This is a genomic window from Spirosoma luteolum (assembly GCF_054778875.1).
The window spans coordinates 86,979-99,279 of sequence record NZ_BAAGZE010000003.1 but is presented as its reverse complement, the minus strand read 5'-3'; the positions used below and the strand labels follow the sequence as shown (position 1 = coordinate 99,279).

8 protein-coding genes and 1 tRNA gene are annotated in these 12,301 nt (G+C 57.8%); 5 read left to right on the top strand and 4 right to left on the bottom strand.

Features of this window, described 5'->3' with window-relative positions; genetic code table 11:
* Window position 1: 1 nt before the first annotated feature.
* From tsaD to ACYVAC_RS03210, 3 genes are all read left to right on the top strand, one after another.
* Window positions 2–1,012, top strand: a complete 1,011-nt coding sequence (tsaD, locus tag ACYVAC_RS03220; RefSeq protein WP_461096127.1) for a tRNA (adenosine(37)-N6)-threonylcarbamoyltransferase complex transferase subunit TsaD — start codon at window positions 2–4, stop codon at window positions 1,010–1,012.
* A gap of 306 nt (window positions 1,013–1,318) precedes the next feature.
* Window positions 1,319–2,173 carry an MOSC domain-containing protein gene (locus ACYVAC_RS03215; protein ID WP_461096126.1) on the top strand — a complete coding sequence of 285 codons (855 nt, stop codon included), beginning with the start codon at window positions 1,319–1,321 and terminating at the stop codon, window positions 2,171–2,173.
* Window positions 2,174–2,230: 57 nt separating this feature from the next.
* Window positions 2,231–3,073 (top strand): hypothetical protein, encoded by an 843-nt coding sequence (locus ACYVAC_RS03210; protein ID WP_461096124.1) that lies wholly within the window; start codon window positions 2,231–2,233, stop codon window positions 3,071–3,073.
* Here the strand turns inward: ACYVAC_RS03210 and ACYVAC_RS03205 are convergent.
* Together ACYVAC_RS03205 and ACYVAC_RS03200 are read right to left on the bottom strand one after the other, a co-directional pair.
* Complete coding sequence (locus ACYVAC_RS03205; RefSeq protein ID WP_461096123.1) at window positions 3,070–3,954, bottom strand: alpha/beta fold hydrolase; 885 nt, start codon at window positions 3,952–3,954, stop codon at window positions 3,070–3,072. The genes ACYVAC_RS03210 and ACYVAC_RS03205 overlap by 4 nt on opposite strands.
* A gap of 101 nt (window positions 3,955–4,055) precedes the next feature.
* On the bottom strand, window positions 4,056–4,592 hold the full coding sequence (locus tag ACYVAC_RS03200; protein WP_461096122.1) for a PAS domain-containing protein: 537 nt from the start codon (window positions 4,590–4,592) through the stop codon (window positions 4,056–4,058).
* A 255-nt stretch (window positions 4,593–4,847) separates the two neighbouring features.
* Here ACYVAC_RS03200 and ACYVAC_RS03195 point away from each other — a divergent pair.
* Window positions 4,848–4,924 (top strand) — tRNA-Asp (locus tag ACYVAC_RS03195).
* Between the two features lie 135 nt (window positions 4,925–5,059).
* On the opposite strand, the gene ACYVAC_RS03190 is transcribed toward ACYVAC_RS03195, so the two are convergent.
* Both ACYVAC_RS03190 and ACYVAC_RS03185 read right to left on the bottom strand, forming a co-directional pair.
* The gene (locus ACYVAC_RS03190; RefSeq protein ID WP_461096121.1) at window positions 5,060–9,121 is read right to left on the bottom strand and encodes an endo-1,4-beta-xylanase; all 4,062 of its coding nucleotides are present in this window, start codon (window positions 9,119–9,121) and stop codon (window positions 5,060–5,062) included.
* Between the two features lie 414 nt (window positions 9,122–9,535).
* Entirely contained in the window at window positions 9,536–10,468 is a 933-nt protein-coding gene (locus ACYVAC_RS03185; protein WP_461096120.1) for an AraC family transcriptional regulator, read from the bottom strand.
* 257 nt (window positions 10,469–10,725) lie between these two features.
* Here ACYVAC_RS03185 and ACYVAC_RS03180 point away from each other — a divergent pair, with 257 nt between their 5' ends.
* The gene (locus ACYVAC_RS03180) at window positions 10,726–12,240 is read left to right on the top strand and encodes an aldehyde dehydrogenase family protein (RefSeq protein WP_461096119.1); all 1,515 of its coding nucleotides are present in this window, start codon (window positions 10,726–10,728) and stop codon (window positions 12,238–12,240) included.
* The last annotated feature ends 61 nt before the right edge of the window (window positions 12,241–12,301 follow it).

Here is a 12,301-nt window from a genome sequence, read left to right as displayed (position 1 = left end):
CGTGACTATTTTAGCTATTGAGTCTTCCTGTGATGAAACGTCGGCGGCCGTGCTGGCCGATGGCATCATGCGGTCTAACATCATTGCGGCTCAGCTCATTCACGAGCAGTACGGCGGGGTGGTACCCGAACTGGCGTCGCGTGCCCATCAGCAACACATCTGGCCGGTGGTCGAGCGGGCGCTGGCCGATGCAAAGGTACCGAAACAGGCGCTCTCGGCGGTGGCCTTCACGCGTGGCCCCGGTTTGCTGGGGTCGCTGCTGGTCGGGGCTTCGTTTGCCAAAGCACTGGCCCTTGGTCTGAACATCCCGCTTATCGAGGTCAACCACATGCAGGCCCACGTGCTGGCCCACTTCATCGACGATCCCGACCGGCCCCAAAAGCCCCAGTTTCCATTTCTGTGCCTGACCGTGAGTGGTGGACACACCCAGATCGTGCGCGTCGACGGGCCGCTCGACATGACCGTGATCGGGCAGACGCTCGACGACGCGGTAGGGGAGGCTTTCGATAAGTCGGCCAAGCTGCTCGGGCTGCCCTACCCGGGTGGTCCGCTTATCGACCGGTACGCAGCCGAAGGCAATCCGCTGGCCTACCGCTTTCCGCTGGGCGAAATGCCGGAGCTGAACTTTTCGTTCAGCGGTATCAAAACGGCCATCATGTATTTTCTGCGCGATCAGACCCGGACCAACCCCACGTTTGTTGCCGACAATCGGGCCGATATCTGCGCCAGCATCCAGCACACTCTGATTCAGATGTTGCTGACCAAGCTGAAGCGGGCGGCCCGCGAGACGGGTATCCGGCAAATTGCCATTGCCGGGGGCGTTTCGGCCAACAGTGGTCTGCGCCGGGCCCTGCAAACCCTGGGCGATGAACTGGACTGGACAGTGTTTATTCCGCGTTTCGAATACTGCACCGATAATGCGGCTATGATCGCTATGGCGGCTCAGTTCAAATTCGAGCAGGGCGATTTTGTCGATCAAACCGTCAGCCCCCTGCCCAGAATGTCGCTGTAAGCCGGGGAATGGGAGTTTGTGTTGTGTGGTGTGTGGTTTTCAGTATTCGGTTTTCAGTTTTCTGTGCGTGGCTACGAACCATACCAGTGGAACCCTATGTAGGAGCATCAGCGACTGTACACTGAGTACTAAAATAGAATACCAGAAAGCTGTATAGTCCATAAACGGAGCCTTGCACGACAGCATCAGCCACCGTAACCTGAATACGAAAAACTGTAAACTGTAAACTACAAACCACAAACAGCATCAGCCACCGTAACCTGAATACGAAAAACTGTAAACTACAAACTACAACCCCCACACCATATGCGCCTGTCTGCCCTCTACATCTACCCAATCAAATCGCTGGGCGGTATTGCCCTGACCGAAGCTGTTGTAGAACGCAAAGGGCTGCGGTACGACCGGCGCTATATGCTTGTGACTCCCTCGGGGGTATTCATTACCCAGCGGACTACCCCCGTCATGGCACTTATCGACGTTGCCATCGTGGGCGACATGCTGCGGGTATGGCACCGGCAGCAGCCCGACAACGTGCTCGAACTGGCACTCGCGGGTGTGCCTTCGGGCGAAACGATGTCCGTGTCGATCTGGGACAGTGAAGACGTGCCGGCGCTGACCGTAAGCGAGGCTGCCGATACCTGGTTTTCGCTCGTGCTGGGGCAACCCTGCCGGCTGGTATTTATGCCCGACAGCACGCACCGATCGGTCGAAGCCCCCTACGCCCGCGACAACGACCCCGTCAGCTTTGCCGATGGTTACCCGTTCCTGCTGGTTGGGCAGTCGTCGCTCGACTACCTCAATGCCCGGTTGCCAGCTGGCCAGGCACCGATGGAAATAGCTCGTTTTCGGCCCAATCTGTTCGTCAGCGGTAGTCCCGCCCACGACGAAGACAGCTGGACCTCGTTTCGTATCGGTCGTGTGCCCTTTTATGGGGTAAAGCCCTGTGCCCGCTGCGTGCTGACGACGATTGACCCCCAAACGGCCGAATCCGGGCGTGAGCCCCTGCGCACGCTGGCTACCTACCGCAAGCTGGGCCACAAAATCCTGTTCGGCCAGAACGTATTGCCCGAACCTTCGGCCCTGGGCGTGATCCGGGTGGGCGATCCGGTTGAGGTTGTGCAGCAGCAGGCTCCCCGGCTAACTGCTCCTGAACATAACTGATCGGTACCGGTTCTGGTTGACACCCATACGTGGTTCCGGTATTTACCCTCTTTTGCTTTGTTGACCCCGATTCGCTACGCCTACTACCTGAGTTTCCCGGTTGTACTGGGAGCTGTTTTGTCGAACCGTCTGGCCGCCCGCCTGTCTGATGTCGATCCCATTCACTGGGCGACGCCCGTCGTTCTGGCGCTGGTGGTGTTTATCATTTATACTGTCGATCGGCTGTTCGATGTGCGGAAGGCAGGTGTCCAGACGCCACTGGCGCAGCTGACTCCGCGGCACCGGTTTCATCGGCTGTATGCCGCCCGGCTGTGGCGCATAGTGGTGCTGGCGGGCTTGCTGGTGCTCGGTCTGGTGGCTGTACTGCCCATGTCGGTGATCGAATTTGGGCTGGTGCTGGGCGGTATTTGCGCGATCTACGTAGGACTCGTATTCAGGCTGCCCCCCGGTCACTCTTCGCTGCTGCTCAAGGAGCCGCTGGTCGCGTTACTGTACTCGGCGGGTGTCTGGGGTAGTGTGTGGGTGCAACGGCCTGTGGTGCGGGGCGTCGAAGTAGCCGAGGGGATCATGTTTGCCGCCATCGCCTTCCAGAACCTGCTGCTGTTTGCGCTCATGGAAAACTACGAACACCCGAGCCGCCCCGACTTTTCGCTGGCCACCCACTGGGGCGAATCGGCCAGCCTGTCGGTTCTTTCCTGGCTGACGCTGCTGGTCGTAGGGGCGGCTTTTACGCTCTGCTTCGTTACCGACGACCGGTTCGCGCAGCGAGCGGCCCTGATGCTGGGGCTCATGAGTCTGTCGCTGTACGCCATTCAGCGTTACCCGGCTTATTTCGTACGGAATGAACGCTATCGCTGGCTTGGCGATATCGTGTTCTGGCTTCCGGCGCTGGTTCTCTAGCGTAGGGCTACGGGACGGGCCGTGCTGGCTGCCTTTACGCGGGCGCTGGTCAGGATGTCGATCAAAATGTTGGCGATATAGTCCCGCTTGTTCACGACAATATCGTGCCGGCTTTCGGGTAGTAGAAACTGCTTCAGGCTGGCATGGGTGAGGTGCTGCGCGGCAAACGATACATTGGTTGGGTAAACAAGTTCATCGCGTTGGCCGTGCAGCATCGTAATACCCGACCGGATACGGGGCCAGTCGGGCAGAATGGCTTCGAGGGCCTGGCGGTGGGCCAGTTTTTCATCATTGGCCAGCCGCAGCAGTGTTGGCACACCCCACCGCAACAGGGGGCTGTCGACCACATAGCTGATGGGATATGTGCGTTCCAGACCGGGGCCCAGGGCCGACGACACAAAGACGACATGATCGACCCGATCGGGATTATTCATCGCCAGCCGGGCTGTTACCGATCCGCCGTACGACGATCCCACCACAACCAGGTAAGGCGCTTTACGATAGCGATCGATGAGGGGCTGCAGCAGCCGGGCCTGGCGCACCACCGATGTCTCGACCCGCCCAAAGTCCGAGTAGCCATACCCCGGTCGGTCGACGGCCACAAGCTGCGCCCGGTTGAGCAGGGTAGTATCCTTGAAAAAACCGTTGAAGAAAGAGAGGGAACTAGGGGCGCCGTGAATGAATAGCACGACCGGCCGGGCCGAATCGCCGGCGGGCGTTTCCATGAAGCGGATCGTACGGGGCGGTTTGCCGGGGCGCCCTGCCACCTGGTAGTAATGCACGACCGGACGGATCCGCTGGCCGCGAAACTCGTGGGCCAGTTCGGCATCGGTCTGCCGGAAGTCGACGATCCAGGCTACGAGCACTGCCCCTGCTGCCAAACCAAAAAAGACCAGAAAAGACCATCCCAGCCAGCGTAAAAACCGCACCATATCAAGTTGGAATAAAGACGTAGCGTATTAACCGACAGACCTAGCCAAAGTTAGACCAACTCCTGCTCGACGGCGAGAAAATGTGTCAGTTCTCCGGCTACGTTAAACAGCGGGTCTATCTCGAGCCGGCACAGGTAGGGGTCGCCACCCTTGCGGTAGTTGAGCAGGTCGGCTTTCACCGCCTGTTGCTGGCGCAGCTGGCTGCTTACGTAGCGCAGCGTGTCGGGATTAGTACCAACGCCCTGCAGCATCCGGGGTGTTTGCCCAGCCACCTCGCGGTGGGTATAGCCGGTCATGGTCATAAAACTATGACTGGTCCAGAGAATCTGTTTGTTGCTGTCGGTAAGTACAAAGGTGTAGCCGTTGCTGAGTTTCTGCAGGTAATTCGCCTGCTGCCGCCGGTTGATCTGCCAGTCGAAAATGGTTTTCAACTGCGCAAACACGGTCGATTCGGCACGTTTCGATCGCTCTCTGGCCTGATCGAGCAGGAAAATTTCGAGGCAGGCAACCGGGTAGGGCCGTCGGCCTTCCTGATTGAGATGATCGGTCGACGGATCAGAAATCGTGAAATCGGGTATTGTAAACACGGCAGTTGACGGTTGAGTAGTGACCAATTTAGGGAAAGTATCGATATGGACCAAAACGAGCTGAGGAGTCCTGGTGTTTGAAAGCGGCCCCACGACTAAAAAATTTTTTGCTTCTAAATGGACTGATTTACAGGAAGAGTGCGCGGAGACGGGTTTTTTATTTCACTTTTTTTTGGAACAGCACTTGCGTTGGATGCCCCATAGCACTACTTTTGTGCCACGATAAAGGGAAATAAACAGCCCCACATCGAAAACGGTTCGGTAGTTCAGTTGGTTAGAATACCTGCCTGTCACGCAGGGGGTCGCGGGTTCGAGCCCCGTCCGGACCGCCAACACAGAAGCACTTATCAGCGATGGTAAGTGCTTTTTTTATGTCCTGGCCACACGAAGCGGGTAGGCATAAAACGCGAGGGAGTGATTCCTGCCGGAACCACCCCCTCGCGTCTTGTACTCGCCGGCCGGGTTGGCTAACGCTTCAGCAACCGCAGGCGCTGTACCTGCCCTTTGCTGGTTACCGTCAGCATGTAAACCCCGGTGGGGCGGTTACCCAGCCGCAACCGCACGTCGTGGTGATCGGTAGGCACCTGTTCGACCTGATTCAGAACTGGCTGACTCAGCACATCGGTGATCGACAGTTTTACCGCCTGGTTGGCCATACCGTCGAGGCTCAGCACAAACTCGTTGTCGACCGGGTTGGGATAAACGCTTGCGTTGACCACGGCCGATGTTTCGGCCGATACGCGGGCCCCGACGGGGCACTGGGCGCGGATATTCCAGACATAGGTGGTTTCGACCCCGTTCTGGCGGGCCCGAAGCGTAATGGGCTGGGCATCGGCAGCCGTGCGCAGTTCGGTGTCCACAAACTGATTGGGGTTGGTGGTCCAGCCCGTAATGCCAATCGCCATGTACTCGATTGGCGAACTGTTGCCTCCACTGCTTCTGAAGGTAAACGCACCTGACTGGCAATTGTAGGCGGGCGCTTCGAGTTTAATGGATTCACTGACTACCGGAGCACTGCCACCGACAGGGCACTGAACCCGGATGTCCCAGATGTAAGTGGTTTCGACCCCGTTCTGGCGGGCCCGGAGCGTAATGGGCTGGGCGTCGGCGGCCGTGCGTAGTTCGGCATCCACAAACTGATTAGGGTTGGTGGTCCAGCCTGTAATGCCAATCGCCATAAATTCGACGGGTGCGCTTCGGCTGGTCTGCACGTTGAACGTGAAAGCGCCCGTGTTGCAGTTATACGTGGGGGCAATCAGCGTCAGGCCGGAAGGCGTCGGAGCCGAGCAGGTGGCCGCAGCCGTGATGCGCTGCGTGGCCGTAGCCGTATTGTTGCAGGCATCGGTGGCCGTCCAGGTCCGGATGACAGTATAGGGAATACCGGGCGAAGCGGGGGTGACGGCATCCTGTACGGTTATCGTAACGGGCCCCGCGCAGTTGACCCCCGATGCGGTTACAGTAGCCGCGCTGGCTGCCGGAATCTGGCTGACGCAGTCGTACTGGGCTGCGGCCGGAATGCCGCAAAACCGGGGCAGAAAGCTTGTGCCGAGGGGTGGGTTTCCCGACGCCCGGATGCTGGCCGGGTTGTTATTGAGCGTATTGTTGAGGTAGTCGCGCAGGGCAGGCTTTTCCTGACCGCTGCAGGCATCCACCAGATAGGCTTCCTGCGCCGAACGCCAGTGGCCCGTCAGGTAGCCCCAGAGCGTGATGCCAATGACCGAGGGGTGGTTCCAGTAGAGGCCGAAAATGCGCTCGTACTCCGATTTCTGAAACGCCTGCTTCACGGCGACGTTGCTGGTTACGGTGTAGGTGTTGTCGACGTCGCCATCGATATCCAGCTCGGTAATCATGATGGGTATCTTCGTCGAAGCAATTGTTTCCAGGTTGGCTTTAAGCAAAGCCGTGTGTTCTTCGAAGGTTTGGTTGGGGCTGTATTTTCTGGTTGAGAACGAATGCCCCTGCATACCAGCCACATCGATCAGGTTATCGGCCTTTAGCAGGTTGATGATCTCGGCGTAGCGAAGGGTCTTGGGCGTTTCGTTCTCGATCGCATAATCGTTCAATACCAGCTTTGTCTCACAGGGGAAGTATTTCCGGGCCAGCTTGAACGAGTTCACGATCCAGTCGTATTCGCCCGGGGCTGTTCCTAGCTCGGTATTGAGCGATTTCAGCGCGTTGAGATAATTACCGCTGGCAGCATCGCTTGCGTTGGGTCCTTCGTTGTTCGGTGGATCGTTCAGCGCTTCGTTAACGACTTCCAGATACTCCAGTCTGGCGCGGGCGTTCGAACTACCGTCGTAGTGGCTGGCCACAGCCTGGAACCAGGCTTTGATTTTCTGCACTTTCTCGGCATCGCTCAGCGGTTTAAGCCAGGTAGGCTGCTGAGCACCCCAGATCAGTACGTGAAAGCGGAACGGGAACCCGTTTACCTTGGCAAATTCCCGGGCCTGGTCCACTTCCGTAAAGTTGTAAACACCCTTGGTGCCTTCGATACTGCCCCACTTACCCGCGTTTTCGGGCGTTACCTGGTTGAAGTATTTACTGAAATTGGGCGCCTGGGGCGTGCTGTAGGCCGACCCCAGAAACTTGTTTTTGCCCGTGGCGATGGGCGTTTGATTACCGGGGACCTGATACTTTACGGCGCAGTCGTCGGCCCCGACCACGGTTACGTTGTCGACGAAGAAGGTGCCGGCGCTGGTGCCCATGTCGAGCACGATTCGGGTACTGGCGTCATTGGCCGTAAACGTCCAGCTGATGGCTTTCCAGGCCGTTGTACTGGTTTCGTTCGGACCGTACTGAGCGCCGGCAGTAGCGTTGGTCGAGAACCGGATGATTTCGCCCCCCGCCACGGAGCGCACGTAGGCCGTGACGGTGTAGTTCTTGCCCACCACCAGCGCCATGGGATCGCTTACCAGCTGCACGCTATATGCCTGACCAGCGGCTGTGTTGACCACTTTGACCGCCCGGCTGCCTTCGTTGACTTCGGCCGGCACGGTGGTTTCGATTATGTTGGCCGCGCCGTTGTACTTCGACCAGTTGGTGAACGTATTACCGGGGCCGCCCTGCTCAAAGCTGCCGTTGCTGACCAGGTTGATGACCGCCGGGCTGATGTCGGCATCGTCGAGGTAATAAACATTGGTATTCTTGCCCAGGTCCAGTACCAGTTTCGTTTGGGCACTGTTGGCCGTAAACGTCCAGCTTAGTTTAGTCCAGGTAGTCGGGACGGGCGTGTCGGGGCCGTAGAGGGGGCTGGGGTCGGTTGAGAAGCGGATGGTCCCCCCGGCGGTAGTAGCTTTGGCCCAGACCGAAAACGTGTACTGCGTACCGATAACGGTGTTGGCCGCGTCGTTGATCAGCTGGACCGAGTAGGCCTGACCCGCGTTGGGCTGGGTACCGGTTACTTCGGCCCGCAGGCCCCGGCTGCCTGTGCGCATCTCGCTGGTGGTAGCCGTCAGAAAAGCGGCCCCGTTCTGCTTGGTCCAGTTGGTGAAGTTATCGCCGGCCCCAAACTCAAAACCGCCGTTGCCAATCAGTAGGGCATTGCTGGTTGTGACCCGCATGTCGTCGACGAAATACGTACCGGCATTGCTGCCCAAATCGATCGCTACCCGCGTGGTGGGTTCAACGGGTACGAAGTCGAGCGTCAGTTGCTGCCAGTCGGTACCAATGGTGGTCGACGACGAATAGGCGTAGGCACCGTAGTTGGCCAGGGGCGAAATAGTCGAGAGCCGTACCTGTCCGCCCGCCGTAGCGGCTTTGATGTAGATGGTGAAGCGGAACTGCTTGCCTACCGGCGTAGTCAGAAACGGGCTGGCAAACTGCACAAAGTAAGGCTCACCGGGGGCTGCGGTCACGACTTTCAGGGCCCGGACGCCGGTTTTTACCTCGGCCGGGACGGTTGTTTCCGAGAAGGAACCCGCGCCATTGAGGGCTGTCCAGTTGGTAAACACGCTGCCGGAGCCGTCTTCAAAGCTCGGGTTAGGCAAATAGTTGGTCAGATTGCTGGGCGTCGGCGTTACCGAAACCGTGCCGAGCATCTCCATGTCGTCGAGGTAGTATACCACATTGCTTTCGCCCAGGTCCAGCGCAAGGCGGGTCTGGGCTTCGTTGGCGGTGAAGGTCCAGCTCAGCTGCGTCCAGGTCGTTGGCACGGCCGTGTTTGGGCCGTAGAGAGCGTTGGGCTGGGTCGAAAAGCGGATGGTACCTCCGGTGGTGGCGGCCTTCGCCCAGATTTTAAAGGTGTAGCTTGTGCCAACGGTTGTTGGAATCTGATCACTCAGTAGCTGCACCCGATACTGCTCACCCGGATTACCCGGACCAGCTGATTTCAGGGCGCGACTGCCGCCGTGCACCTCACTGGAGGTGGTGGTAGCCGTCAGAAAAGCGGCCCCGTTCTGCTTGGTCCAATTGGTAAATACATCCCCGGAGCCAAGCTCGAACCCGGGGTTGGGAATTAGGTTTTGTTGCTGCGCATACACCGATACGCAGGTCCCCAGCAGGAGGAGACAACTGACGAATAACTGGTACATTTTCCTCATAGCGATGAGCCGACGATTGGGTTCGTTTGGGTTGATTGTCAGCACGACACTAAAATGAGAAAAATCATTATTTATTCATGCAATCGGTTGTAATTATAACTAAATAAATATTTTGAATAAATAAAGAGTGCGCACGATTTCTATAGACTTTTAGGCTCAGGATGCCGCCAGGGCCCTTTTTGAGGGCTAGTCCGTGGCTTTACCAGTGATACGTTCGGGGCGTTAGTCGCGCGACTTTACTCCGCCAGCAGAGCTATTCGGAACAATGAATTGCTGACTGGTCAGTTTGGGACCCGTGGGACTGGCAGCCGAAACAGGCCTTCTGTCGGGTGGTGCTGCTGTTTTTGTGATTAGCCCGGACAGGCGGGGACTTTTGCTCAGCTGACAGGCCGTTTTTCGGCTGGGTCAGGCCGGTAGCGCCTGCTTGCGATACTGGGCGGGGGAGAGGCCCATCTCGCGCCGGAAGAGCTTCATAAAATACGTCAGGTTATTGAACCCGCAGTCGAGGCTGATATCGGCCAGGTAGCGGTTGGTGGTGCGCAGGAGCCGGCTGGCCAGCGCAATCCGCTGCTGGTTGATATAGTCGACCGGGGTCATGCCGAACGTTTGTTTGAAGGTTCGGTAAAAATTGGGCTCGCTCATGCAGGCCTGATCGGCCAGTTCGCGGATGGGTATGTTGCGCGACAGGTGTCGGTTGATGTACTGCGCTACGTGGGCCAGCCGGTTAACGTTGCTAAGCGTGGTATCGGGACTGAGCAGCAACGAGCGGGCCTGGGTCTGCATCAGCCGCACCACCAGTTCCTGTAGTACCAGATTGGCAAAAACCTCCTTGGCCTGGTTGTTCTCCGTGAAAATGTAAATGAGCCGCGCAATGAGCTGATGGATCGGCTCGTCGTTGGTCAGAAAAAAATTGTGCCCGCCAAACTGCCAGCCCTGCTGCGAGTCGACGAGCGGGGCGCGGTCGTTGAGCATATCGGTTACCTGCCGCACCTTGTCGGGTGCAATGGCCAGCGCCAGGCACTGCGTAGGGTCGCGATGATCGGCATCGGGAAAATCGATACGCATGGTTTCGTCGCTCGGTACGATCACTGATTCGCCGGGCAGGAAGTCGAACGAAGGCGTATTGGGCAGGTACATCACCTTGCGGCCTCGGATCATACTGGCCAGCACCGGGCTGCTGAATGTAAGTTCGACCTGTTCGGCCGTATGCTGGGTTTCATAGATGTTCAGCTCGGCCGTGTCGATGGTGTAGGCAGTCCGATTTTCCACTTCCTGCTCCAGCTGGCGGTGGCGCAGGTGATGCGAGATGTCGAGCGGAGTAGTCGAGATGCGTTTCATGTACAACGGGTTGTCTGTCAGTCTGCCAGCACTGGCTGGCTTATAAGGCCAAGGTAGCTAATTAAACGAGGTTGTATGGCAATTCTGCAAATTAATACCTGACATGTACCATAACTGACCAGCGTTCTTCTTTTGGCCAAACGCCCGGCAAGTTGATAGGATTGTATAAGGCAACGATACAATCGCTCAACTGGGTATTGACTAATTCCGGCAAACTTTGTGAACATTCTAATGTATAAATCAGCTGGATCAGTCGTATGGAAACCCTTGAACTTGTAGAAACCCACGCAAATCGCCCCAAATTCCGGTCGCATTACGATAATTACATCGGTGGTAAATGGGTCCCCCCCCTCGATGGCGAATACTTCGAGAATACCTCGCCGGTCGATGGCAGCCTGATTGCCAAAATGCCCCGATCCAAAGCCGCCGATATCGACCTGGCGGTCGATGCCGCTCACAAAGCCTTTGACACCTGGGGTAAAACGTCAGCAGCCGAGCGCAGCAAGATTCTGCTGCAGATTGCCGACATGATCGAGAAGAACCTGGAGTTTCTGGCCCGGGTCGAAACGGTCGAAAACGGCAAGGCCCTGCGTGAAACCATGGCTGCCGACCTGCCGCTCTGTGTGGATCACTTCCGCTATTTTGCGGGCGTGATTCGCGCCGAAGAAGGCTCGGCCACCGAACTGAATGCCGATACCCTGTCGCTCATTATCAAGGAACCCATCGGCGTGGTCGGGCAGATCATTCCGTGGAATTTCCCACTGCTGATGGCCACCTGGAAACTGGCGCCGGCGCTGGCGGCCGGCTGCTGCGTAGTGATTAAACCAGCCGAGCAAACCCCCACGTCGCTGGCGGTGCTGTTCGAACTGCTCGATGGCATTGTGCCCCCGGGCGTGGTCAACATTGTGCAGGGCTTCGGGCCCGAAGCCGGCAAACCCCTGGCGCAGCACAAGCGGGTCAACAAGGTGGCTTTTACCGGCGAAACCACCACGGGTCGCCTGATTATGCAGTATGCGTCGGAAAATCTGATTCCGGTCACGATGGAACTGGGGGGTAAATCGCCCAACATCTTCATGAAATCGGTGGGCGATGCCGACGACGATTTCTTCGACAAATGCGTGGAAGGGGCGGTGATGTTTGCCCTCAACCAGGGTGAAATCTGCACCTGCCCGTCGCGGCTGCTGGTCCACGAAGACATCTACGACAAATTTATTGCCCGGGTTATCGAGCGCACCAAAGCCATCAAGCTGGGCCACCCGCTCGACCCCGATACCATGATGGGTGCGCAGGCCAGCCACGACCAGTACGAGAAAATTCTGTCGTACATCGACATTGGCAAGCAGGAAGGTGCCGAAGTGCTGACGGGGGGCGGTGCCGCCGACTCGGTTGAGGGTGGATTCTACATACAGCCCACGATCTTCAAAGGCCACAACAAAATGCGGATTTTCCAGGAGGAGATTTTCGGACCGGTTCTGTCGGTGACGACCTTTAAGGATGCCGACGAAGCCGTAGCCATTGCCAACGATACCCTGTACGGGCTGGGGGCGGGTTTCTGGTCGCGCGATGCGCATGAGCTGTACACCATTCCGCGGCAAATTCAGGCCGGCCGGGTGTGGGTCAACTGCTACCACGATTACCCGGCCCACGCACCCTTCGGTGGCTATAAAAAATCGGGCTTCGGCCGCGAAAATCACCTGATGATGCTGAACCACTACCGGCAGGTGAAGAACCTGCTGATCTCGTACAGCAAGCAGAAACTGGGCTTCTTCTAGGGGGAACAAATCCGTCGGCCGGGCGTTAGGTAGCCGATGCCCGGCCGACGGGTATCGTTTT

What these genes read in the sequence shown, in the direction of transcription:
- ACYVAC_RS03215 (WP_461096126.1), top strand. Translation starts at nt 1,319, where the DNA reads ATGCGCCTGTCTGCCCTCTACATCTACCCAATCAAATCGCTGGGCGGT.
- ACYVAC_RS03190 (WP_461096121.1), bottom strand. Translation starts at nt 9,121, where the DNA reads ATGTACCAGTTATTCGTCAGTTGTCTCCTCCTGCTGGGGACCTGCGTA.
- ACYVAC_RS03185 (WP_461096120.1), bottom strand. Translation starts at nt 10,468, where the DNA reads ATGAAACGCATCTCGACTACTCCGCTCGACATCTCGCATCACCTGCGC.
- ACYVAC_RS03180 (WP_461096119.1), top strand. Translation starts at nt 10,726, where the DNA reads ATGGAAACCCTTGAACTTGTAGAAACCCACGCAAATCGCCCCAAATTC.